The 22,404-nt window shown below is 74.2% G+C and carries 25 protein-coding genes and 1 riboswitch; of the genes, 15 read left to right on the top strand and 10 right to left on the bottom strand.

Annotated elements, in window-relative coordinates:
• Positions 1 to 46 precede the first annotated feature (46 nt).
• Genes ASG41_RS12870 through ASG41_RS12845 form a run of 6 tightly spaced genes read left to right on the top strand, consistent with a single transcriptional unit; the run spans position 47 to position 3,685 of the window.
• Entirely contained in the window at positions 47 to 1,138 is a 1,092-nt protein-coding gene (locus ASG41_RS12870; RefSeq protein WP_056295305.1) for a chemotaxis response regulator protein-glutamate methylesterase, read from the top strand.
• A complete protein-coding gene (locus tag ASG41_RS12865) occupies positions 1,135 to 1,971 on the top strand; it encodes a protein-glutamate O-methyltransferase CheR (RefSeq protein ID WP_235564772.1) in 837 nt (278 codons plus the stop codon). Before ASG41_RS12870 ends, ASG41_RS12865 begins: the two co-directional genes overlap by 4 nt.
• A gap of 1 nt (position 1,972) precedes the next feature.
• On the top strand, positions 1,973 to 2,362 hold the full coding sequence (locus tag ASG41_RS12860; RefSeq protein WP_056295303.1) for a response regulator: 390 nt from the start codon (positions 1,973 to 1,975) through the stop codon (positions 2,360 to 2,362).
• Complete coding sequence (locus tag ASG41_RS12855) at positions 2,359 to 2,838, top strand: chemotaxis protein CheX (RefSeq protein ID WP_056295300.1); 480 nt, start codon at positions 2,359 to 2,361, stop codon at positions 2,836 to 2,838. The genes ASG41_RS12860 and ASG41_RS12855 overlap by 4 nt, the downstream gene beginning before the upstream one ends.
• Entirely contained in the window at positions 2,835 to 3,197 is a 363-nt protein-coding gene (locus tag ASG41_RS12850) for a response regulator (protein WP_056295298.1), read from the top strand. Before ASG41_RS12855 ends, ASG41_RS12850 begins: the two co-directional genes overlap by 4 nt.
• The gene (locus ASG41_RS12845; RefSeq protein WP_056295295.1) at positions 3,194 to 3,685 is read left to right on the top strand and encodes a hypothetical protein; all 492 of its coding nucleotides are present in this window, start codon (positions 3,194 to 3,196) and stop codon (positions 3,683 to 3,685) included. Before ASG41_RS12850 ends, ASG41_RS12845 begins: the two co-directional genes overlap by 4 nt.
• Before the next feature lie 73 nt (positions 3,686 to 3,758).
• Here ASG41_RS12845 and ASG41_RS12840 read toward each other — a convergent pair whose 3' ends face one another.
• The 3 genes from ASG41_RS12840 to ASG41_RS12830 all read right to left on the bottom strand — a co-directional run bounded on the left by ASG41_RS12840 (position 3,759) and on the right by ASG41_RS12830 (position 8,162).
• Positions 3,759 to 4,868 (bottom strand): homoserine O-acetyltransferase, encoded by a 1,110-nt coding sequence (locus ASG41_RS12840; protein ID WP_056295290.1) that lies wholly within the window; start codon positions 4,866 to 4,868, stop codon positions 3,759 to 3,761.
• A 4-nt stretch (positions 4,869 to 4,872) separates the two neighbouring features.
• Positions 4,873 to 6,165, bottom strand: coding sequence for a bifunctional o-acetylhomoserine/o-acetylserine sulfhydrylase (locus ASG41_RS12835; protein WP_056295287.1), 1,293 nt, complete (start codon positions 6,163 to 6,165; stop codon positions 4,873 to 4,875).
• 45 nt (positions 6,166 to 6,210) lie between these two features.
• A riboswitch (SAM riboswitch) is annotated at positions 6,211 to 6,328 on the bottom strand.
• Between the two features lie 43 nt (positions 6,329 to 6,371).
• Positions 6,372 to 8,162 carry an ABC transporter ATP-binding protein gene (locus tag ASG41_RS12830; protein ID WP_056295285.1) on the bottom strand — a complete coding sequence of 597 codons (1,791 nt, stop codon included), beginning with the start codon at positions 8,160 to 8,162 and terminating at the stop codon, positions 6,372 to 6,374.
• Between the two features lie 84 nt (positions 8,163 to 8,246).
• Here ASG41_RS12830 and ASG41_RS12825 point away from each other — a divergent pair, with 84 nt between their 5' ends.
• From ASG41_RS12825 to ASG41_RS12815, 3 genes are read left to right on the top strand one after another with little or no spacing between them, the layout of a single operon-like run.
• Positions 8,247 to 8,669 (top strand): MarR family winged helix-turn-helix transcriptional regulator, encoded by a 423-nt coding sequence (locus ASG41_RS12825; RefSeq protein ID WP_056295281.1) that lies wholly within the window; start codon positions 8,247 to 8,249, stop codon positions 8,667 to 8,669.
• Between the two features lie 40 nt (positions 8,670 to 8,709).
• The gene (tatA, locus tag ASG41_RS12820; RefSeq protein ID WP_056295279.1) at positions 8,710 to 9,042 is read left to right on the top strand and encodes a Sec-independent protein translocase subunit TatA; all 333 of its coding nucleotides are present in this window, start codon (positions 8,710 to 8,712) and stop codon (positions 9,040 to 9,042) included.
• A 37-nt stretch (positions 9,043 to 9,079) separates the two neighbouring features.
• A complete protein-coding gene (locus ASG41_RS12815) occupies positions 9,080 to 10,096 on the top strand; it encodes an alcohol dehydrogenase catalytic domain-containing protein (protein ID WP_056295277.1) in 1,017 nt (338 codons plus the stop codon).
• Positions 10,097 to 10,108: 12 nt separating this feature from the next.
• On the opposite strand, the gene ASG41_RS12810 is transcribed toward ASG41_RS12815, so the two are convergent.
• Positions 10,109 to 10,612, bottom strand: a complete 504-nt coding sequence (locus tag ASG41_RS12810; protein ID WP_056295275.1) for a hypothetical protein — start codon at positions 10,610 to 10,612, stop codon at positions 10,109 to 10,111.
• Positions 10,609 to 11,514, bottom strand: coding sequence for a mechanosensitive ion channel family protein (locus ASG41_RS12805; RefSeq protein ID WP_056295273.1), 906 nt, complete (start codon positions 11,512 to 11,514; stop codon positions 10,609 to 10,611). The genes ASG41_RS12810 and ASG41_RS12805 overlap by 4 nt, the downstream gene beginning before the upstream one ends.
• Before the next feature lie 44 nt (positions 11,515 to 11,558).
• Between ASG41_RS12805 and ASG41_RS12800 the strand changes: the two genes are divergently transcribed.
• The 5 genes from ASG41_RS12800 to ASG41_RS12780 all read left to right on the top strand — a co-directional run bounded on the left by ASG41_RS12800 (position 11,559) and on the right by ASG41_RS12780 (position 16,798).
• A complete protein-coding gene (locus tag ASG41_RS12800) occupies positions 11,559 to 12,545 on the top strand; it encodes an acyl-CoA dehydrogenase family protein (protein WP_200938858.1) in 987 nt (328 codons plus the stop codon).
• Between the two features lie 97 nt (positions 12,546 to 12,642).
• A complete protein-coding gene (locus tag ASG41_RS12795) occupies positions 12,643 to 13,677 on the top strand; it encodes an iron-siderophore ABC transporter substrate-binding protein (protein WP_056295267.1) in 1,035 nt (344 codons plus the stop codon).
• A 218-nt stretch (positions 13,678 to 13,895) separates the two neighbouring features.
• Positions 13,896 to 15,752, top strand: coding sequence for a BCCT family transporter (locus tag ASG41_RS12790; protein ID WP_235564771.1), 1,857 nt, complete (start codon positions 13,896 to 13,898; stop codon positions 15,750 to 15,752).
• Positions 15,753 to 15,977: 225 nt separating this feature from the next.
• Positions 15,978 to 16,304: a putative quinol monooxygenase gene (locus ASG41_RS12785; RefSeq protein WP_056295263.1), complete on the top strand. Its 327-nt coding sequence runs from the start codon at positions 15,978 to 15,980 to the stop codon at positions 16,302 to 16,304.
• 65 nt (positions 16,305 to 16,369) lie between these two features.
• The gene (locus tag ASG41_RS12780) at positions 16,370 to 16,798 is read left to right on the top strand and encodes a hypothetical protein (RefSeq protein ID WP_056295261.1); all 429 of its coding nucleotides are present in this window, start codon (positions 16,370 to 16,372) and stop codon (positions 16,796 to 16,798) included.
• Between the two features lie 25 nt (positions 16,799 to 16,823).
• Here ASG41_RS12780 and ASG41_RS12775 read toward each other — a convergent pair whose 3' ends face one another.
• From ASG41_RS12775 to ASG41_RS25075, 5 genes are all read right to left on the bottom strand, one after another.
• Complete coding sequence (locus ASG41_RS12775; RefSeq protein ID WP_056295258.1) at positions 16,824 to 17,114, bottom strand: DUF1540 domain-containing protein; 291 nt, start codon at positions 17,112 to 17,114, stop codon at positions 16,824 to 16,826.
• A gap of 101 nt (positions 17,115 to 17,215) precedes the next feature.
• Complete coding sequence (locus ASG41_RS12770; RefSeq protein WP_056295255.1) at positions 17,216 to 18,049, bottom strand: ABC transporter ATP-binding protein; 834 nt, start codon at positions 18,047 to 18,049, stop codon at positions 17,216 to 17,218.
• A 16-nt stretch (positions 18,050 to 18,065) separates the two neighbouring features.
• Complete coding sequence (locus ASG41_RS12765; protein ID WP_082556896.1) at positions 18,066 to 19,157, bottom strand: iron chelate uptake ABC transporter family permease subunit; 1,092 nt, start codon at positions 19,155 to 19,157, stop codon at positions 18,066 to 18,068.
• Positions 19,154 to 20,275 (bottom strand): iron ABC transporter permease, encoded by a 1,122-nt coding sequence (locus ASG41_RS12760; protein ID WP_082556895.1) that lies wholly within the window; start codon positions 20,273 to 20,275, stop codon positions 19,154 to 19,156. The genes ASG41_RS12765 and ASG41_RS12760 overlap by 4 nt, the downstream gene beginning before the upstream one ends.
• Before the next feature lie 250 nt (positions 20,276 to 20,525).
• Positions 20,526 to 21,113, bottom strand: coding sequence for a TetR/AcrR family transcriptional regulator (locus tag ASG41_RS25075; RefSeq protein WP_056295252.1), 588 nt, complete (start codon positions 21,111 to 21,113; stop codon positions 20,526 to 20,528).
• A 61-nt stretch (positions 21,114 to 21,174) separates the two neighbouring features.
• On the opposite strand from ASG41_RS25075, the gene ASG41_RS12750 reads away from it, so the two are divergent.
• Positions 21,175 to 22,365, top strand: coding sequence for an acyl-CoA dehydrogenase family protein (locus ASG41_RS12750; protein WP_056295249.1), 1,191 nt, complete (start codon positions 21,175 to 21,177; stop codon positions 22,363 to 22,365).
• Positions 22,366 to 22,404 lie beyond the last annotated feature (39 nt).

Here is a 22,404-nt window from a genome sequence, read left to right as displayed (position 1 = left end):
TCACGGGAGCCCGGCTGGGCCCCCACCGTAGAGAGCAGAGGACGCCGTGGCCCCGATCAGGGTGCTCGTGGTCGACGACTCGGTCGTCGTCCGCAAGATCGTCACCGACGTGCTGTCCGAGGACCCGTCGATCGAGGTCGTCGGGACCGCCGTGAACGGCCGGGCCGCGCTGACCAAGCTGGAGCAGCTGCGTCCGGACCTGGTCACCATGGACATCGAGATGCCCGAGATGAACGGCATCGAGGCGGTGCGCGCCATCCGGGCGTCGGGCAGCCGTGTCCCCATCGTCATGTTCTCCACGCTGACCGAGCGGGGTGCCAGCGCGACCCTGGAGGCGCTGGCCGCCGGTGCCAGCGACTACGTCACCAAGCCCGCGAACGTGGGCAGCGTCGGGGAGTCCAAGGAGAGCGTGCGCGAGCAGCTCATCCCGCGGATCAAGCTGCTCACCGGGCGCCCGCTGGGCCTGCCGGCCCACCTGGCCCCCGTCGTGGCGGCCGCGCCCCGCCCGCCCGCCCCGCGCACCGGCGTCCGCCGGGACCCCGCGGTGCTGGTCATCGGGTCCTCCACCGGCGGCCCGGACGCCCTCACCCGGGTGATCCCCAAGCTGCCCGCGGACTTCCCGCTGCCCGTCCTGGTCGTCCAGCACATGCCGCCGGTGTTCACCAAGCAGTTCGCCGGCCGGCTGGACCGGCTGTCGTCCCTCGAGGTCGTGGAGGCCGTGGCCGGCACCCAGCTGCGCCCGGGCACCGTGCACATCGCGCCCGGCGACTTCCACCTCACCGTCGTCGCCAGCGGTGGGCTGCGCCGCACCCAGCTCAACCAGGGGCCGGCCGAGAACTTCTGCCGGCCCGCCGTCGACGTCCTCTTCCGCTCCGCCGTCGCGGCCTACGACGGCGCCGTCCTGTCGGTGGTCCTCACCGGCATGGGCTCGGACGGCAGGCTGGGCACCGGCGCCGTCCGGGCCGCCGGCGGCACCGTCATCGCCCAGGACCAGGCCAGCTCCGTCGTGTGGGGCATGCCCGGGTCCGTCGTCCAGGCCGGTCACGCCGACGAGGTGGTCCCGCTGGACCGCGTCGCCGAGACCGTGCTCCGTTCCGTCGGCTCGCGCCGCGCCGTCCTCTCAGGAGTCCGTCCGTGACCGCCGCCACCGCCCTGGGCCCCGCCGGGTTCGACTGGGTCTGCCAGCTCGTCCGCCGCGAGTCGGCCATCGTGCTCGCCCCCGGCAAGGAGTACCTCGTCGAGGCCCGGCTGCTGCCGCTGGCCCGCCAGCTCGGGCTCTCCGGCGTCGCCGAGTTCGTCGACCGGGTGCGCAGCCGCCCCGACCCGGCGGTCAACCGCAAGATCGTCGAGGCGCTCACCACCAACGAGACGTCCTGGTTCCGCGACGGCGACCCGTTCACCGCGCTGACCAGCACCGTCGTCCCCGCGCTGCAGGCCGCCCGCCGGCCCGGCGAGGAGCTGCGGATCTGGTCCGCGGCCTGCTCCAGCGGCCAGGAGGCCTACACGGTCGCCATGCTGCTGGCCGACTCGCTGCCCAACGCCACCTCGCGGGTCAAGATCACCGCCACCGACCTCTCCCGGGACATGGTTGCGCGCACCCGCGCCGGCCGGTTCAGCCAGCTGGAGGTCAACCGCGGGCTGCCGGCCTCGATGCTGGTCCGGCACTTCACCCGCAGTGGAGCCGAGTGGGAGGTCGCCCCCGCCCTGCGCCAGATGGTGACCGCCAGTGAGCTCAACCTCGCCGCGCCCCTGCCCCGGCTCGGCCCCTTCGACGTCGTCTACCTGCGCAACGTCCTCATCTACTTCGACCCGCCGACGAAGCGCACGGTCCTCCAGAAGGTGCGTCAGCTGATGCGCCCGGACGGTTGGCTGTTCCTCGGCGCGGCCGAGACGACGCTGGGTGTCGACGACACCTGGGAGCGGGTCCCCTGCGGCCGCGGCTCCGCCTACCGACCCATGAGAGGGAAGTGACATGCGAGCGCTCGTGATCGACGACTCCCGCGCGATGCGCCGGATCGTCAGCTCCATCCTGGAGGGGCTCGGCTACGAGACCCGACCCGCCGGCCACGGCCGCGAGGCCCTGGACGTGCTCGAGGAGGGCTGGGTCCCCGACCTGGCCTGCATCGACTGGAACATGCCGGTCATGGACGGGCTGCAGTTCGTCTCCGCCGTCCGGGCCAACCCGTCCTGGCGCTCGGTGACGCTGATGATGGTGACCACCGAGAGCGAGCACGGGCAGATCGTCCGGGCGCTGGCCGCCGGTGCGCACGAGTACGTCATCAAGCCCTTCACCCCCGACGCGTTCGCCGACAAGCTGTCCCTGCTGGGCCTGCTCCCGACCGCCAGCGAGGTGTCGGCATGACCGCCACCATCGCCGAGCTGATCACCGTCGAGACCGTCACCGACGTCGCCGGGGAGGTCTGGAGCGCCATGGTCGGCGCCGACGAGGTGCTCGTCCCCGACGGCGGGTCCGCCCCGGCCGGCACCAGCGCCTGGGTCACCGTGACCGGGCCCTGGAACGGCGCCGTCGTGCTGACCTGCAGCCCGTCGGCCACCGACGACCTGACCCGCGCCGTGCTCCAACTGCGCCCCGACGAGGAGCCCGAGGCCGAGGACGTCGACGACGTGCTCCGCGAGCTGGCCAACATCCTCGGCGGCAACGTGAAGTCCCTGCTGCCGGGCCCCTCGGTGCTCGGTCTGCCGGAGACGGGCACGCCGCCGCCCGCCCGCCCGGGCAGTTCCACGGTCGCCGTCAGCTGGCGCGGCCACCCGATCGCCATCACCGTCCAGGGCGCCACGGAGGCCCCTGAGCTCACCACCACGGAGGTCCCGCTGTGAAGATCCTGGTCGCCGACGACAGCCGTGTCATGCGGCAGATCGTCATCCGCACCCTGCGTCAGGCCGGTTACGACGACGTCGACGTCGTCGAGGCCGTCGACGGCAAGGACGCCCTGGAGAAGGTCGCCGAGGAGTCCCCGGACCTGGTCCTGTCGGACTGGAACATGCCCGAGATGACCGGCATCGAGTGCCTGCGGGCGCTGCGGGCGCAGGGCTCCGCCGTCCCGTTCGGGTTCGTCACCTCGGAGGGCTCGCCGGAGATGCGCGAGACCGCCTCCGAGGCCGGGGCGCTGTTCCTCATCGCCAAGCCGTTCACCGCCGACACCTTCCGCGACCAGCTGGACGGGGTGCTCGCGTGACCTCCGCCGTCGCCGCGACCTCGCTGCCCACGCCCAAGGACGTCCGCGACCTGCTCGAGGGCCTGCTGGGCCGCGACGTCACCGTGGGCCCCGGCGCGCCGGTCACCCCCACGCCGTCGCGTCCCGCCGCGGTCGCCGTCTACGTGGACCCGACCTCGCGGGTGACCGCGATCTGCCTGGTCGACCTGCCGCTGGCCGCCTGGTGCGCCGGTGCCCTCGCGCTGCTGCCCAAGGGCGGCCTCGAGGACGCCGTCGACGAGGGCGAGCTGTCCGACATGCACGTCGAGGTGCTGCACGAGGTGGTCAACGTGGCCGCCGCGCTGCTCAACGCCGGTGGGGTCACCCACTCCAAGCTGGACACCCTGGTGCCCCCGGGGCAGCCGCTGCCCGGGGACATCGCCGGGCTGACCGCCTCCACCAACCGGATCGACCTCGAGGTGGCCGTCGCCGGCTACGGCTCGGGCGGGCTGTCGGTCGTCCTGGCCTGATCCGCTGCACGGCCGTGGACCAGTCCCCCTCGGGGCTGGTCCACGTCCGTGCGTGGCCTCAGTCGACGTGGCCTCAGTCGGCGAAGAGCTCGCGGACCAGCGCGCCGACGGCGTCGACCTCGACCAGGAAGCCGTCGTGCCCGTACGGCGAGGTCACCACCCGCAGCGGCACGCCGAGCGCGTCGGCGACCCGCTGTTGCTCCTGGACCCGGTACAGCCGGTCGGAGTCGATGCCGGCCACGACGGCCCGCGCCGTCACCCGGGACAGTGCCGCCTCCACGCCCCCGCGGCCCCGGCCGACGTCCCAGGTGTTCATGGCCTGGGTGAGCACCACGTAGCTGCCGGCGTCGAAGCGGCGGGCCAGCTTGTCGGCGTGGTGGTCCAGGTAGCTGGCCACCGCGAACCGGCCGTCGGGCTGCACCGTGTTGGCGAACCGGGTCTCCAGCTCCTCGGCGCTGCGGTAGGTCAGGTGCGCGATGCGCCGGGCAGTGCCCAGGCCCGCGACCGGGCCCTCTCCCGCGGCGTAGTCGCCGCCGGCCCACCGCACGTCGGTGGTGACGGCGGCCTGCTGGGTCGTCTGGGTGCCGATCTGGTCGGCGGTGGCCACTGCCCCGGAGGCCAGGAAGAACAGCCGCTCCACCCGCTGCGGGTGCGCGACCGCCCACTCCAGGGCGCGCATGCCGCCCATCGAGCCGCCGATCACCGCCGACCAGGTGCCCACGCCCAGCGCGTCGGCCAGCCGGGCCTCGACCGCGACCTGGTCGCGGATCGTCAGCTCCGGGAACCGGGAGCCCCACGGGCGCCCGTCCGGAGCCGGGGACGACGGCCCGGTCGTGCCCTGGCAGCCACCGAGCACGTTGGCGCAGACCACGAACCGCCCGTCGAGCGGTGCGCCGTCCCCGATCAGGCCGTCCCACCAGCCGGGGGTCGGCTGGCCGGGGCCGGTCGTCCCGACGACGTGGCTGTCGCCGGTGAGCGCGTGCTCGACCAGCACGGCGTTGGCGCCGTCGGGCGCGAGCGTCCCCCAGGTCTCGTAGGCGACCCGGACCTCGGGCAGCTGACCCCCGCGTTCGAGGTCCAGCGGCCCGAGGTCGACGAAGCGCCGGTCGCCGACCGGGTCCCCCTCGACCCAGCCGCCGGAGCGGTGGGGGGCCCGGGCAGCGGTCTCCCGGACCCCCGTCACCGGCTCAGGCGCTCTTCGCCGCGCGGAACCCGGCGTCGAGGTCGGCGAGGATGTCCTCGATCCCCTCCAGGCCCACGGCCAGGCGCACCAGGCCCGGGGTGACGCCGGCGGTCAGCTGCTCCTCGGGGGTCAGCTGGGAGTGCGTGGTGGACGCCGGGTGGATGACCAGGCTGCGCACGTCGCCGATGTTGGCGACGTGGCTGTGCAGCTCCAGGGCCTCGACGAACGCCTTGCCGGCGGCGACGCCCCCGACGATCTCGAACGCCAGCACGGCGCCGGTCCCCTTGGGGGCGTACTTCTTGCCGGCCGCGTGCCAGGGGGAGGACGGCAGCCCGGCGTAGTGCACGGACTCCACCTCGTCCCGGGCCTCGAGCCACTCCGCGACCCGCTGGGCGTTGGCCACGTGCCGGTCCAGGCGCAGCGACAGGGTCTCGATGCCCTGCACCACCAGGAAGGCGTTGAACGGCGAGATGGCCGGGCCGAGGTCGCGCAGCAGCTGCACCCGGGCCTTGAGCGCGAACGCCGGGGCGCCGAGGTCGGCGTAGACCACGCCGTTGTACGTCGGGTCCGGGGTGGTGAACATGGGGTGCCTGCCCCCGGTCCAGTCGAAGTTGCCGCTGTCGACGATCACGCCGGCCACGGCGGTGCCGTGCCCGCCCAGGTACTTCGTCGCCGAGTGGACGACGACGTCGGCACCGGACTCGATGGGCCGGATCAGGTACGGGGTGGCGATCGTGTTGTCCACGATCAGCGGCACGCCGTTGCGGTGCGCGACCTCGCTGACCGCGGAGATGTCCAGGACGTCGCCCTTGGGGTTGCCGATCGTCTCGGCGTAGAAGGCGCGGGTGTTGTCCTGCACGAGGGCCTGCCAGGCCTGCGGGTCGTCGGGGTCCTCGACGAAGGACACCGTCACGCCCAGCTTGGGCAGCGAGTGGTGCAGCAGGTTGTACGTGCCGCCGTACAGCGACGCCGAGGCCACGACGTGGTCCCCGGCCTCGGCCAGGTTGAGGATCGCCAGGGTCTCCGCGGCCTGCCCGGAGGAGACGGCGAGGGCGGCGACACCGCCCTCCAGCGACGCGACGCGCTGCTCCAGCGCGTCCTGCGTCGGGTTCATGATGCGGGTGTAGATGTTGCCCATCTCGGCGAGGGCGAACAGGTCCGCGGCGTGCTGGCTGTCGCGGAACTGGTAGCTGGTCGTCGCGTAGATGGGCAGCGCGCGGGCGCCGGTGGTGGGGTCGGGGCTCGCTCCGGCGTGGATCTGCCGGGTCTCGAAGCTCCAGCCGCTGGGGTCGGTCATGCGCCACGTCCTCCTGGTGATCGGGAGGGCCCGGGCGTACGGGCACTCCGTCGCTTGCGCGGACGGCGGGCGCCGTCCACACCGGCTCTTCCCCTGGAGCACCGCAGACGGAGTAGCGGTTGCCGGGCAGCCAGCCAGGTGCTTGTCGCTGCCTCTCGTGAGCCGTGACGATCGTAGGACGACCCGGCGGCCCGCGTCACCCTGGGTCAGGCGGGGACGGCCGCCGTGCCCCCGGCCAGCAGCGCGTACCGGCCGCCGCGGGCGACCAGTTCGTCGTGGCTGCCCTGCTCGACCACCCGCCCGGCGTCGAGCACCGCGATGGTGTCGGCGTCCCGGACGGTGGACAGCCGGTGGGCGATGGTGATCGTCGTCCGGCCGCGGGCGACCTCGTCGAGGGCGGCCTGCACGGCGCGCTCGGTCTCGTTGTCCAGCGCGCTGGTGGCCTCGTCGAGCACCAGCACCCGCGGGTCGCGCAGCAGTGTGCGGGCGATGGCCAGCCGCTGCTTCTCCCCGCCGGAGAACCGGTGGCCGCGGGCGCCGACCATGGTGTCGTAGCCGTCGGGCAGCGCGGCGATGACCTGGTGCACCTGGGCGCGCCGGGCGGCCTGCTCGATGTCGGCGTCGGTGGCGTCGGGCTTCGCGTAGCGCAGGTTCTCCCGGATCGTGGTGTGCAGCAGGTAGGTCTCCTGGCTGACCACGCCGACCACCCGGGCCAGCTCGGCCAGCGACAGGTCGCGGACGTCGACGCCGTCGATGGTCACCCGGCCGGTGGTGACGTCGTTGAGCCGGGACACCAGCGAGGCCAGCGTCGACTTGCCCGAGCCGGTCTCGCCGACCAGGGCCAGCGTGCTGCCGGCCGGGACGACCAGGTCGACGTCGGTGAGGGCGGCGCGGGCGCCGTCGTAGGAGAACCCGACGTGCTCGAGGCGGACCTCGCCGCGCACGTGCGGCAGGGCGACGGGCTCGGCCGGGTCGTCGATGTCCACCGGCAGGTCCAGGTACTCGAAGACCCGGCTGAACAGCGCCATCGAGGTGATCAGCTGGCCGCCGACGTCCAGCAGGCCCATCAGCGGGCGGAACAGGGTGCCCTGCAGGGCGGTGAAGGCGACCAGCGTGCCGATCGTCATGCCACCCGACGTCGCGGGCAGGCCGGCGACGAGGTAGATCAGCGCCGGGATCCCGGCGAACACGATGCTCATCGAGGCCATCCGCCAGCGGCCGGCCAGCTGGGAGCGGACCTCGAGGGCCACCAGCTCCTCCGACGTGCGGGCGAAGCGCTGGGACTGCGCCGGGCCGGTGCCCAGGGTCTTGCCGAGCTGGACGCCGGAGATCGACAGCCCCTCCTCGACCTGGGTCTGCATGTCCGCCATCCGGCGCTGGCGCTCGCCGGTGACCTCGCGGCGCATCAGCGCCACCTTGCGGGTCAGCCAGATCGCCGGCGGCAGCACGACGAGGGACAGCAGGGACAGCCGCCAGCTCAGCGCGGCCATGGCGACCACGGTGCCGACGACGGTGGTGGCGTTGGAGGCCAGGCTGGTGGCGGCCGAGGTGACCACCGACTGCATGGAGCCGATGTCGTTGGTCAGCCGGGACTGCACCTCACCGCCGCGGGTGCGGGTGAAGAAGCCCAGCGACTGGCGCTGCAGGTGCGTGAAGACCGACGTCCGCAGGCCGTGCATGACCTTCTGGCCGACGGTGGTGGACAGCCAGGTCTGGACGACGCCGAGCAGTGCGGTGGACGCGGCGACGGCGACCATGCCGGCCACGGCCCAGGCGAGCAGCCGGACGTCGGCGTGCGGGAGCGCGTCGTCGATGACGGTGCGGACCAGGAAGGGGGTGGACAGGGCGATCAGCGAGCTGAGCACGATCAGCGCCATGACGGTGCCCACCTGGAACCGGTGGGGGGCGAAGAGCGCCAGCACGCGTCGCAGGGACACGGGGGAGCGCTCGAGCTGGGTCTCGTCTGCCGGGTCGGGCCGGCCCTCGGGGCGTGGCATCCACGTCCCCCTCTCTGTCGGTGGAACGATGCTGAGGTTACCTCACGGTGAGGTAGCAACGGCAAGTCCGTTAGCATTCCCGCCGTGTCCGCCCCCGCCCCCGACGACGACCTGGGTGAGCTGATCGTCCGGGCCGCCCGGTCGCTGCGCGGCCGCTGGCGCGAGGCGCTGGAGCCCTGGGACCTCTCCCCGCACCAGGTGCGGGCGCTGATGGTGGTCGCCCGCGCGGAGGGCCTGCGGCTGTCCGGGCTGGCCGAGTCGCTGCACATCGCCCCCCGGTCGGCGACCGAGGTGGTCGACGGCCTGGCCGGGCGTGGCCTGGTCGAGCGCGTCCCGGACCCCACCGACCGGCGGGCGGTCCTGGTCCGGCTCACCGAGGAGGGCTCCCGAGTGCTCACCGAGGTCCGCGCGGCCCGCGCCGCCGACGCCCGGGAGGCGCTGTCCCGGCTGCCGGCCGACGACCGCGCCGAGCTGGCCCGGCTGCTCCGTCGCTTCGTGGACACCTGACGTCCAGCTGCTCCACAGCCGGAGCGGGCACCCTGGGGGCATGAACCTGGGTGCCGCCGAGATCGCGTTGATCGTGCTGGCCGTCTTCCTGCTCTTCGGCTACAAGAAGCTGCCCGACGCCTCCCGCTCCCTGGGCCGGTCGCTGCGCATCTTCAAGGGCGAGATGGGCGGCATGAAGGACGACGACGCCCGCGCGTCGTCCCCGGCCACGCCGGTGCCGGCCCCGGCCCCGGTCTCGGCCCCGGTCCAGGCCCCGGTCGACGCAGCGGCCCTCGAGCGGGAGGCGACGGCGGCCGAGACCGCCGCGCTCGAGGCCCGCGCCCGCGCGGCCCGGGCCCACGCCGAGGCGCAGCCCACCCGCGCCACCTCCTGATCTCCCCGTCCCGGTACGGGTCGGGCAGGGTGGGTGCGTGCGCGCCCTGGTGTTCGAGGAGTTCGGCGGACCGCTGACGGTCCGCGAGGTGCCCGACCCCACGCCCGCCCCGGACGGGGTCGTGGTCGAGGTCGGGGCGACCGGGGTCTGCCGCAGCGACTGGCACGCCTGGTCCGGCCACGACGCCGACGTCGTCCTGCCGCACGTGCCCGGTCACGAGCTGGCCGGCACCGTCGTCGCGGTCGGTGACCGGGTGCGCAGCTGGTCGGTCGGGGACCGGGTCACCACGCCGTTCGTCTGCGCCTGCGGCACGTGCCCGCCCTGCCGGGACGGCGACCAGCAGGTGTGCCTGCGCCAGACCCAGCCCGGTTTCACCCACTGGGGCTCGATGGCCTCGGCCGTCGCCCTGGACGCCGCCGACGTCAACCTGGTGGCGCTGCCGGAGGACCTGCCGTCCAGCACCGCCGCCGCGCTGGGCTGCCGGTTCGCGACCGCCTTCCGGGCGGTCACCGGCGTGGGCCGGGTCGCGCCGGGGGAGTGGGTCGCCGTCCTGGGCTGCGGGGGCGTCGGGCTGTCCGCGGTGCAGGTCGCCGTCGCCGTCGGTGCGCGGGTGGTGGCGGTGGACCGCTCGCCCGGGGCCCGCGAGCTGGCCGCGGCGATGGGCGCCGAGCACGTGCTCGCCGACCCGGCCGGCATCGCGGAGCTGACCGGCGGGGGTGCGCACGTCGCGCTGGACTGCCTGGGCTCCCCGGCCACCTGCGAGGCCGGCATCCGCTCGCTGCGCCCGCGCGGCCGGCACGTGCAGGTCGGGCTGCTGCCACCCGCCGCCGGCCGGGCCGTCGTCCCGATGGAGCTGGTGGTCGCCCGGGAGCTCGCCGTGCTGGGCAGCCACGGGATGGCCGCCCACGACTACCCGGCGATGCTGTCGATGATCGCCGCCGGCCGACTGCGCCCGCAGGACCTGGTCACCCGCGAGATCGGCCTGGACGAGGCCGGTCAGGCCCTGGTCGACGTCGGCCGCAGCCCGGGCGTCACGGTCGTCACCCGGTTCTGACCGGGCGGTCGCTCAGTCGGTCGGGTCGGCGCGCGACGTCGGTACGGGCGCGGTGGTCGTGGGGGCCGGGCGCGTGGTGCTGGGCGCCGCCGTCGTCCGCTCGGGCGCGGTGGTCGTCGGCGTCGACGTCGGCTCGTCCTCGTCGGTGGTCGTCGTCGGCGCCGTGGTCGTCGGCCGGGACGTCGTCGTACGCGGGGTGGTCGTGGTCTCCTCCGCCGTCGACGTGGGCACCGGCTCGGACGTCGTCGCCGGGGGCTCGGTGGTCGGGGCCGGCTGCTCGACCCCGGTCGTCGAGCTCGCCGGGGTCGCGGGCACCCCGTCGGTGTTCGCCGGCCGGACGCCGATCCACAGCACGAACAGGCCCAGGAACAGCACGGCGAGCACGACGGTCGAGGTGCGGGCGCGGCCGATCCGGGCCGGCACCTTCCTCGGCCAGATCCGGGCCCGCCGGGCCACCGGCTCGGTGGTCAGCTGCGGGACGGGGGTGGTCGGCTGCCGACCGGAGGCGTCGGTCATGACGACACCTCGCGCGGGTCGTGGCGGGTGACGGGTTCCTCGGGCAGCTGCGGCTGCACGACGATGCCCTCGCGGCGGAACGCCAGCGCGATCCGGGACCGCAGGTCCCGGCCGACGTCGAACTGCTTGCCGGGCAGGGTGCGCGCGACGATCCGCACGTTGACCTCGTCCAGGCCCAGGCTGGTGACGCCCATGACGCTGGGGGTGTCCAGCAGCAGGCGCTTGAGCCGCTCGTCGGCGAAGGCCTGCTCGCCGACCTCGCGCAGCACGTCCTGCACGTGGGTGACGTCGGTCGTCGCCGGCACCGGCACGTCGATGACGGCGCGGGCCCAGTCGCGGGACAGGTTCACGACCTTCACGATCTGCCCGTTCGGGACGATGACGACCTCGCCGTCGACCGACCGCATCCGGGTGATCCGCAGCGTGACGTCCTCGATGGTGCCCTCGGCCGGGTCCCCGCCACCGACCACGGCGATGGAGACGACGTCGCCGAAGCCGTACTGCCGCTCGGTGATCAGGAAGAACCCGGCCAGCACGTCCTGCACGATCCGCTGCGCGCCGAAGCCCAGCCCGACACCGAGCACGGTGGCCGGTGCGACCAGGCTGGTGACCGGCAGGCCCAGCGTGGACAGCACGGTGACGGTCGCGACGGTGTAGATCACGACGACGGCGACCCACTGCAGCACCTGGGTCAGCGAGTGCCGGTGCTTGGCGGCCTCGGACCGGACCAGGGCGTCGGAACCACCGGCGCTGGCGTCGATCCGGGCGGTGATCCGCCCGCCGACCCAGGTGGCGAACCGGGCCAGCAGCACCGAGCCCAGCACGATCAGGAGCACCGCCAGGCCCCGGCCGCGGACCCAGTTCGTCAGGTCGGTGAGCGGCGCGATCGCGAGGAGGTCCATCGCTGCCCAGTGTGCAGGTCGGGACCCCGGGGGAGCATGTGCGGGTGTCCGACATCGTCGCCCGCGCGCGGGCCCTGGCCGACGACCTCCTGTTCCCCGCCGCGGGCGCCGTGGACGCTGCGGGCGAGGTGCCCGGGGCCCACCTGGACGCCCTGGCCGACGCCGGCCTCTACGGCCTGACCGGCCCGGTCTCCGCCGGCGGGCTGGCCGCGGACCGCGCGACGGTGCACGGCGTCGTCGAGGCGCTGGCCGGCGGGGACCTGTCCACCACGTTCGTCTGGCTGCAGCACCTGCTCGCCCCCGGGATGATCGCCGAGGCGCCGGAGCCGCTGCGCGGTGGGTTCCTGGCCGACCTGTGCGCCGGCCGGGTCCGCTCGGGCATCGCACTGCTGGCCGCGACCCGGCCGGGGCCGCCGGCGATCACCGCCCGGCGCGAGGGCGACGTGTTCGTGCTCGACGGCGGCGTCCCCTGGGTCACCGGCTGGGCGCACGTGGACGTCGTGCTGGTCGCCGCCCGGGACGCCGCGGACGTCGTGCACTTCCTGCTCGTCGACGCGGTGGCCGGCGACGGGCTGGACGTCGTCCCCCAGCAGCTGGTCGCGGTGCAGGCCAGCTCCACGGTGGGACTGCGGCTGACCGGGCACGCGGTGCCCGTGTCGCGGCTGGTCCGTTCGGTGCCGCTGGACCGCTGGCAGGCCGGGGACCCCGCGGGCCTGCGGCTCAACGGCTCGCTGGCGCTGGGGCTCACCGCGCGGTGCGCCCGGCTGGCCGAGCTGCCCAGCCTGGACGCCGACCTGGCCGACGTGCGCGCCCAGCTGGACGCCGCCGGCCCGGACGGGTTGCCCGACGCCCGGGCCGCGGCCGCCGCCCTGGCGCACCGGGCCACCGGGCTGCTCGCCGTCGCCACGGGCAGCCGGTCGGTGTCCCGGGGGCACCCGGTCGAGCGGCTGGCCCGGGAGGCGCTCTTCCTGCTGGTCTTCGGGTCCCGGCCCGCGATCCGGACGGCGCTGCTGCACCGGCTGGGTGGTTGAGCGCGTCACGATCGGGTCTCGACGGGCCGGAGGCCCTTCTCGCGATGGCCCGGTCAGGTGAGGCTGTCCTCACCTGTCGACGACCGTGAGGAACCGCATGTCCCGCCGCACCACCCTGGCCGCGCTGACCGCGGCTGCTGCCCTGACGCTCACCGCCTGTGGTGGCAGCTCGGACAGCTCCGACGTCGCCGCCCCCGACAGCGGGTCGTCCTCGGACGGCGCCTTCCCGGTGACCATCCCGAACGCGTTCGGCGAGACCACGATCGACGAGCAGCCCCAGCGCGTCGTCGTCACCGGCTACACCGACGTCGACACCGTGCTCGCCCTGGGCGTCACCCCGGTCGCCTTCCAGGAGTTCGCCACCTTCCCCGACGCCGCCGTCCCGGCCCTGGGTCCCTGGGCCCAGGAGGAGCCGGCCGCCACCGCCGAGGACATCCAGGTCTTCCCGGTCGCCGCCGCCCCCTCGCTGGAGGAGGTGCTGGCCCTCGAGCCGGACCTGGTGATCGCCGTGGGCAGCGGGCTGGAGCAGGAGGAGTACGACCAGCTCTCCAGCGTCGTCCCGGTCCTGGCCCGACCCGAGGGCTCGGCGCCCTTCCTGGTCGGCCGCGAGGAGGCCACCCTGGCCATCGGGCAGGCCCTGGGCCTGGAGGACGAGGCGCAGGCGCTCCTGGACGACGTCGACACCCAGCTCGCCGACGCCGCCGAGGCCAACCCGCAGTTCACCGGCTCGACCGTCACCGTCGTCGTGCCCGACACCACCGGCGCCGGTGGCTACGGCGTCTACGTCGCCGGTGACACCCGGGTGGAGTTCCTGCGCAGCCTGGGCTTCGAGCTCACCGACGCGGTCTCGGCCCTGGAGACCGACTCCTTCTTCACCACCGTCTCCGCGGAGCAGGCCGACCTGCTCGACGCCGACCTCGTCGTCGTCCCGGCGCTGTTCGACCTGGCGGAGACCCGCAGCCAGCTGGAGGCCGACCCGGTGTTCTCCGCGGTCCCGGCCGTCGCCGCGGGCCGGGTGCTGTACCTGGACCCCTCCGCCGAGGGCGGTGCCATCAGCTACAACGACGTGCTCAGCGTGCCGTTCGCGCTGGAGGCCCTGCTGCCGCAGCTGCAGGAGATCGTCCCCGCCTGACCCCCTCCGGCGGGTTCCCCGACGCCCCGTCCGGCACCCGCCGGGCGGGGCGTCGCCGTGTCTCGATCGGGTTGCACCGGCGGTTCTCGGTTTGCTTTCTGGGGCAGGTGGGGCGGACGGTGGGTGGTCGGCCCCGCCGAGGCACCACCCCGGCGCGGGCCGTCCCCTGTCCCCGAGACTGAACGGAGGGGCGCCGAGACCGTGCGCCACGCCTGCCTGTGACGACCACCGACCGAGAGCCGACCGACACCGGGGGCCACCCCGCGATCGCCGAACCGCCGCCCGCCCGGGCCGACGAGAAGGGCCACCTGGACACCGTCGTGTTCGGGGTCGCCGCCGTCATCGCACTGGCCTTCGTGGCCTGGGGCTTCGCCGCCCCCCAGGGCCTGGGCAACGCCAGCGGCACCGCCCTGGGCTGGATCGAGTCCAACCTGGGCTGGTTCTTCGTGCTCATCGCGTCGGGCTTCGTCGTCTACGTGATCTGGCTGGCCGCCTCGCGCTACGGCCGCATCCCACTGGGCCGCGACGACGAGGGCCCCGAGTTCCGGACCGTGTCCTGGATCGCGATGATGTTCAGCGCCGGCATGGGCATCGGCCTGATGTTCTTCGGTGTCAGCGAGCCGTTGTCGCACTACGTGTCCCCGCCGCCGGGCACCGTCGAGGCCGAGACGCCCGACGCCGTGTCCACCGCCATGGCCACCACGCTCTTCCACTGGACCCTGCACCCGTGGGCCATCTACGCCGTCGTCGGGCTCGCCATCGCCTACGGCACCTTCCGCCGCGGCCGCAAGCAGCTGATCAGCGCCGCCTTCGCCCCGCTCTTCGGCGAGAAGCGCACCAGCGGCCCCGCCGGCAAGGTCATCGACGTCCTGGCCATCTTCGCCACCCTCTTCGGCTCCGCCGCCTCGCTGGGCCTCGGCGCCCTGCAGATCGGGTCGGGCGTGGAGATCCTGGGCTGGGCCGGTGACGTCGGCAACGGCGTCCTGGTCGTCATCATCGCCGTGCTGACCATGGCGTTCGTCGCCTCCGCGGTCTCCGGGGTGTCCCGCGGCATCCAGTGGCTGTCCAACACCAACATGGTGCTGGCGCTCATCCTGGCCGTCTTCGTCTTCGTCGTCGGCCCGACCGTGCTGATCCTCAACCTCATCCCGGGCGCGATCGGCAGCTACTTCTCCGACCTGGGGGAGATGGCCGCCCGCACCGAGGCCTCCGGCGGTGACGCCATGGCCACCTGGCTGCAGGGCTGGACCGTCTTCTACTGGGCCTGGTGGATCAGCTGGACCCCGTTCGTCGGGCTCTTCATCGCCCGCATCTCCCGCGGCCGCACCATCCGCCAGTTCGTCACCGGTGTGCTGCTGGTCCCCAGCGTCGTCAGCCTGGTCTGGTTCGCCGTCTTCGGCGGGGCCGGCATCGCCGCCCAGCAGAGCGGCACCGACGTCGCCGGGCAGTCGACCAGCGAGGGGCAGCTCTTCGGCGTCCTGCAGCAGTACCCGCTGGCCAGCGTCGCGACCGTGCTGGTCATGGTGCTGGTGGCGATCTTCTTCGTCTCCGGCGCCGACGCCGCCTCGATCGTGATGGGCTCGCTGTCCCAGCGCGGGACCCTCGAGCCCTCCCGTTGGGTCGTCGTCTTCTGGGGCGTCGTCATGGGCTCGGTGGCAGCGATCATGCTGCTGGTCGGCGGGGACGAGGCCCTCACCGGCCTGCAGAACCTGACGATCATCGCGGCACTGCCCTTCGCCATCGTCATGGTCGGGCTGGCGTTCTCCCTCGCCAAGGACCTGCGGACCGACCCGATGGTGCTGCGCGGCGTGGTGGCCACCGAGGCGGTCGAGCAGGCCGTCGTCCACGGGCTCACCACGCACGGGGACGACTTCGTCCTCAGCGTGCAGCACGCCCCGGACGAGGACGGCGACGGCGTCGCCGACGGCCCGACCCCCTCGCGCACGGTGCAGGCGCGCACCGGGCAGGCCAACACGGCCGCCTCGGTGGGCTCCCCGGTCCCGGCGCCGACCGACGTGCCGGTGACCGGCAGCGACCGGGTCGGCGCGGGCCGGCCGCAGGAGCCGCGCGACTGACCGACCGCCCCCGCGACACCCTCCGCACGGCGGGTGGCCCTGCCCGCGACCCGCACCGGAGCGTGGATCAGGGTCCCTGATCAGAGTCCGTCCTCCCCCACGAGATGTCGTGGGGGAGGACGGACTCTGCTGTACGCCCCTGATCCACGATCGCCCGCCCGGGCACCCCTTCCCGGTCACCCCGGTCGGCCTGCGGGACGCCGAGGCGTCGGCGACGATGGGGCCATGATCTTCATCGCCGTGAAGTTCCCGGTCCGTCCCGACAGGCTGGAGGAGTGGGAGCGCGTCACCGCCGAGTTCACCGCCGCCGTGCGGGCGGAGCCGGGCAACGTGTTCTTCGAGTGGTCCCGCAGCCTGGAGGAGCCGAACACGTTCGTGCTGCTGGAGGCCTTCGCCGACGGCGCCGCCGGCGAGGCGCACGTGGCCGAGCCGCACTTCCAGAAGGCGATCGACGAGATGTCGTACCTGGTCACCGACACCCCGAAGATCATCAACGTCGAGGTCGGGCAGGACACCTGGGGCGCCATGGGCGAGGTCTCGCCCCGGGAGTGAGCCGGACTCCTCGACAGGGCGGTGGGGTCAGGTTAGCCTGACCTCACTCGCTCTGGAGGTCGTCCGTGTCGCTCAGGTTGCCCGTCTCGTCCGTCGTCGCCCTGCTGGGCCCGGCCCCGGTCCGCGCTGCCGTGTGCGCCGCGCTGGACGAGGACTCGGCCCGCTGCGCCGGCGGTCACGCCAGCCTGTCCGTGGTGCGCCTGGAGGCGCACGCGCAGGACACGCTCGCGGCACGGCTCGAGGCCGCCGAGGCGGTCCGGGCACCGGTCGTGCTGGTCTCGCGGTTCACCGACGGCCTGGGGGCATCGGAGCGCCGGACCGCGTTGTCCGGGCTCCGTTCCCTGGCCGGCCGGGGTGCGACCGTCGTCGTGGACGACGTCGACCCGGTGGCCGTGCTCGCCGTCGCGGACGCCGTCCTGCGCGTGGGCGCGGACGGCGCCGTGGAGCTCGAGCGGCTGCCGGACGCGGACGCCCTGCAGCCCCTGCTCTCCTGACCGCCCCGCGAGGGGACGGCGGGGGTCAGCGGGCGGAGTAGGTGAGGCAGTCGGCCTTGTCGGCGGCCGAACCGACCTGCACGGACGCCGCGCCGCACTCGAGCTTCTCGTTGTGCACGCACTCGGTGCGGTGGCAGGCCCCGACGACGCCGGTGCGCTCGATCCCGGAGCGGAACGAGATCTCCACGAACGTGCCGCAGTGGGCGTGGTCGCCGCCGATGGTGATGGCGCCCGCGTGGCAGCCGGCGTCGGCGTTGTAGGAGCAGCTGCTCACCGAGCAGTCCTGGACCTGGGGCATCTCCTGGGTGGTGGTCATGGGGTCACGGTGACAGCCCGCGCGGGCGCCCGCCAGCCAACTGAGCCTCGCCTCACCACCCGGTCGGAGGAGTCGACAGGCCGCTGAGCTGGGCTTCCGCCTCAGCGGATGCGACGGACCGGGACGACCATCGGCGTGTCGGAGACCGGGTCCGGGATGACCCGCGCCTCGAGGTCGAACACCTCGTCCAGCAGCTGCTCGGTGAGCACCTCGGCCGGGGTGCCGGAGGCGACCATGACGCCGTCCTTCATGGCGATGAGGCGCTGGGCGTACCGGGCGGCCAGGTTCAGGTCGTGCAGCACCACGGCCACGGTGCGGCCGCGCTCGGCGTGCAGCCGGGCCACCAGCTCCAGGACGTCGATCTGGTGCGAGAGGTCCAGGTAGGTGGTCGGCTCGTCGAGCAGCAGCAGATCGGTGCCCTGCGCCAGGGCCATCGAGATCCAGGCCCGCTGGCGCTGGCCGCCGGACAGTGCGTCGACCGGGCGGTCGGCCAGGTCGGTCATGTCGGTCCAGCTCAGCGCCTCGGCGACGACGGCCTCGTCGTCCCGGGACCACTGGCGCAGCCAGGACTGGTGCGGGTGCCGGCCGCGGGCGACCAGGTCGGCCACGGTGAGGCCCTCGGGGGCGATCGGGGTCTGCGGCAGCAGGCCCAGCACCCGGGCGACCTCCCGGGTGGGGGTCTTGGCGATCGGCCGGCCGTCCAGCACGACCTGCCCGGAGCTGGGCCGCAGCAGCCGGCCCAGCGCGCGCAGCAGGGTGGACTTGCCGCAGCCGTTGGGGCCCACGATGGCGGTGAACGAGCCGTCGGTGAGCTCGAGGTCCAGGGAGTCGACGACGACGTGCTCGCCGTAGGCCAGCCGCACCTGCTCGGCGGCCAACCGCACCTGCGGTCGGGACGTCGTGCCGGTGGCCGGGTGGGCCAGGGTCGCTGTCATGTCGGCTCCTTCTCTCTCAGGTGATCGAGCGGCGGCCGCGGACGAGCAGCCAGAGCAGGTAGGGGGCGCCGATGACCGCGGTGACGATCCCGACGGGCAGCGCGATGGGCAGCACGGTGCGGGCCAGCAGGTCCGCGCCGACGACGAGCAGGGCCCCGAGCAGGCCGGAGGCCAGCAGCGGCGGGCGGGAACCCCCGGCCAGCCGGACGGCGACCTGGGGGACGACGAGGGCGACGAACTGGACCGGCCCGGCAGCCGCCACGGACACCGCGGCCAGCGCGACGGCGACCAGGACCACGACGGCCTGTGCCAGCCCGACCCGGACGCCGAGCGCGCGGGCGGTGTCCTCGCCGAACTGGAGGACGCCGAGCACCCGGGACAGCGCCAGCGCGACGGGCACCAGCAGCAGCAGCGCGGTGGCCAGCGGCCAGGCCTGGTCCCAGCTGCGGCCGTTGAGCGAGCCGGTGAGCCAGACGGTGGCCGCGGCGGCGTCCTGGATGTCGGAGCGGGTGAGCAGCCAGTCGACGAGGGCGTAGCCGACGGAACCCAGCCCGATGCCCACCAGCACCAGCCGGTAGCCGTCCACGCCGCCGCGCCAGGCCAGCACGAAGATCAGCAGCGCGGTGAGCAGGCCGCCGGCCAGGGCGGCGACCGGCAGCCCGAGTCCGCCCAGCAGCCCGCCGGCGGCCGAGGAGCCACCGCCGATGACGATGACGGCGACCGCGGCGGCCGAGGCGCCGGCGTTGATGCCCAGCGTGTCCGGGGAGGCCAGCGGGTTGCGGGCGAAGGTCTGGATGAGGGCGCCGGAGACGCCGAGTGCGAGCCCGACGAGCACGCCGACGACGATCCGCGGGGCACGCAGCTCGGTGACGATGAACTGCTGGGTGGGGTCTCCGGCCCCGACCACCGTGCGCAGCACGTCGACCAGGCCGATCGGGTAGTCCCCGCGTCCCATGCTGAGCGCGCTGACCAGCACCAGGACGACGGCGGTGACCACCGGCAGCAGCAGCTGGCGGCTGCGGACGACGCCGGACAGCGGGCCGATCCGGAGCGTGCGGCGCTTGTCGGGGCGGCGCTCGGGCGCGCGGGTGCTGATCGTGGCGGTCACAGCGCGCTCATCTTCTTGCGACGGACCAGGGCGATGAAGAACGGTGCGCCGACCAGGGCCAGCACGATGCCGACCTGCAGCTCCCCGGGGCGGACGACGACCCGGCCGACGACGTCGGCGACCAGCAGCAGGACCACGCCCAGCAGCCCCGAGTACGGGATCAGCCACCGGTGGTCGGGGCCGGTGATGGCCCGGGCGACGTGCGGGACGACGAGGCCCACGAAGCCGATGGGCCCGCAGGCGGCGGTGGCGGCGCCGGTGAGCAGGGTGATGGCCAGGATGCCGGTGGTGCGGGCCAGCAACACGTTCTGGCCGAGCCCGCGGGCGACGTCCTCGCCGAGGCCGAGCAGGTTCAGGGCGGGGGCGTTGACCACGGCCAGCAGCAGTCCGACGGCGATGAAGGGCAGCACCTGCCAGGCGATCGAGCTGTCCCGGCCGGCGAGCGAGCCGACGACCCAGAAGCGGAAGCTGTCCAGCGTCTGCTGGTCGCTGACCAGCACGGCGCGGACCAGGGCGTACAGCAGGGCGGAGATGGCGGCCCCCGCGAGCGCCAGGCTCACCGGGGTGGCCCCGCCGCGTCCGCTGGAGCCGATCGCGAAGACCGCGACGCTGCCGAGCAGGGCGCCGGCGAAGGCGAACCAGACGTAGCCCGACGGGGTGGAGACGCCCAGCACGAAGATGGCCAGCACGACCGCGGCCGAGGCGCCGGCGGCGACACCGAGCAGGCCGGGGTCGCCGAGCGGGTTGCGGGTGTGGCCCTGCATGAGCGCGCCGGCGACGCCGAGCGAGAGCCCGACCAGGATGCCGAGCAGGGTGCGGGGGACCCGCAGCTCGCGGATGACGACGCCCTCGTCGCCGGGCAGCGAGCTGTCGGTGAGGGCCTGCCAGACGGTGCCCAGCCCGATCGAGCGGGTGCCGACGGCGATGCTCAGCGCGCAGACCACCACGGTGAGGACGAGCAGCAGCCAGAGGCCGCCCAGTCGGGTGGCCGGGCCGCGCAGCAGTCCGCGGCGTCGCTGCTCGGTGTTCTGCTCGCGGGCCAGGTCCTCCGGCGCGGGCGCCCGGGTCCCGCCTGCCGAGGGCTCGGCCGAGGACGGCGCGGTGGAGCGCTGGGCCACGGACGGTCTCCTGGGGGCGGCGGGGCACGGCCCTCAGGACCATGATCGGTAAGCCTCACCTTACCTCTGGGGCCGCGGCCGAGGTCAACCCGAGTGTGCGCACCGCCACTCCCTGCCAGCCCGGTCAACGTCCGGTGGGCTGTGTCCACCCGCTTCGCCGGACGTTGAGCCGGGACACGGCGCGGCTCCACGTCCGGTGGCCCAGGTCGAGCCAGGGAACCGGACGTTGCCCCAGGGGGCGGTCGGGGGGTCAGGGGCGGCGCAGGCCGGCGACGACGAGGTCGGCCAGCTCGGCGTAGGCGGCGGCGTCGTCCAGGCCGGTGGCGGCGGTGATCTCACCGGAGTGGATGGCGGCCATGACCTCGGCGACGGCGGCCCCGACGAAGGAGGCGTGCACCGGGCGGACCGTGCCGGCGTCGACGCCGTCGCTGACCAGCTGCTGGACGCGTCGGGCGGCGGTGCGGGTGTTGCGGGCGTAGACCTCTGCGGCCGGCGGGAACGCGGCGAGGTCGGCGAAGAAGGCGGGACCGGCCGGGCGGAGCTGGTCGCTGACCGCGAGCAGGTAGGCGTGCAGCCGCTCACCGGCGTCGGTGGGCTCGGCGGCGCGGGACTCGACCGCGAGGGTGGCCCGGGCGAAGAAGCGGCGGACCGCGGCCACCACCAGCTGCTCCTTGCTCCCGGCGACGGCGTAGAGCGTGGACTTGGAGCAGTGCAGTCGCCGAGCCAGCTCGTCGAGGGTGAAGGTGGCGAACCCCTCGGTGAGGAAGACGTCGACCAGCTCGTCCAGCAGTGCCTCGCGGCGCGCGGGGCCGCGGGTCGCCAGCCTGGCCGTGGTCACGTCGTCCAGGCTATCTTCTGTACTGCACGCCGTCCTGCAGTACTGATGAGAGGTGCCCGCCATGCCGGTCCAGCGTCTGGTTCCCACCCAGGAGGCCGCCGACCTCCTCGAGCTGACCCGCGACATCGCCCGCGCCGAGCTCGCCCCCCGGGTGGTCGCCGCCGAGGCCGACGAGGTGTTCCCGCGCGAGGTGTTCGCCACCCTGGGCCGCGCCGGGCTGCTGGGCCTCCCCTACGCCGAGGAGTTCGGTGGCGGCGCCCAGCCCTACGAGGTGTACCTGCAGGTGCTGGAGGAGATCAGCCGCGTCTGGGCCGGCGTCGGGGTGGGCGTGAGCGTGCACGGGCTGTCCTGCTTCGGCCTGGTCACCCAGGGCACCGACGAGCAGAAGCAGCGCCTGTTGCCGGGGATGCTGGGCGGGGAGCAGCTGGGCGCCTACTGCCTGTCGGAGTCGCACGCCGGCTCGGACCCGGCCGCGATGCGCACCACCGCCGTCCGGGACGGCGGGGACTACGTGCTGACCGGGGAGAAGGCCTGGGTGACCCACGGCGGGCATGCCGACTTCTACAAGGTGATGGCCCGCACCAGCGACCACCGCTCGCGCGGCATCTCCTGCTTCCTTGTCCCCGCCGACAGCGAGGGCCTCAGTGCCGCGCCGCCCGAGCGCAAGATGGGCCTCACCGCCCAGGCCACCGCCACGATGCGCTTCGAGGGCGTCCGGGTGCCGGCCGACCGCCGGTTGGGCGAGGAGGGCATGGGCCTGCCGATCGCGCTGGCCGGGCTCGACGCCGGCCGGCTGGGCATCGCCGCCGTCGCCGTCGGGCTGGCGCAGGGCGCGCTGGACGACGCGCTGGCCTACGCGAAGGAGCGCGAGACCTTCGGCGTCCCGATCATCGAGCACCAGGGCCTGGGCTTCCTGCTCGCCGACATGGCCGCCGCGGTCGAGACCGCGCGGGCGATGACGCTGCACGCCGCCCGGCTCAAGGACGCCGGCCTGCCCTACTCCCAGCAGGCCTCGATCGCCAAGCTGGTGGCCACCGACAACGCGATGAAGGTGACCACCGACGCCGTCCAGGTGCTGGGCGGGGCCGGGTACACCCGTGACTTCCCGGTGGAGCGCTACATGCGCGAGGCCAAGGTCATGCAGATCTTCGAGGGCACCAACCAGATCCAGCGGCTGGTGATCAGCCGTGCGCTGGCCAAGGGCGGTGCGGTGACCACGGCGGTCGCACCCGCCGAGTTCGCCCTCGCCTGAGCCGCCGCTGGAGTGCCCTGCTGGAGTCCCCCGGTGGAG

Origin of the sequence: Modestobacter sp. Leaf380 (assembly GCF_001424485.1) — a bacterium.
GTDB lineage: Bacteria > Actinomycetota > Actinomycetes > Mycobacteriales > Geodermatophilaceae > Klenkia.
The sequence above is the reverse complement of the archived record's forward strand: the minus strand, read 5'-3'. Positions and strand labels throughout refer to the sequence as shown.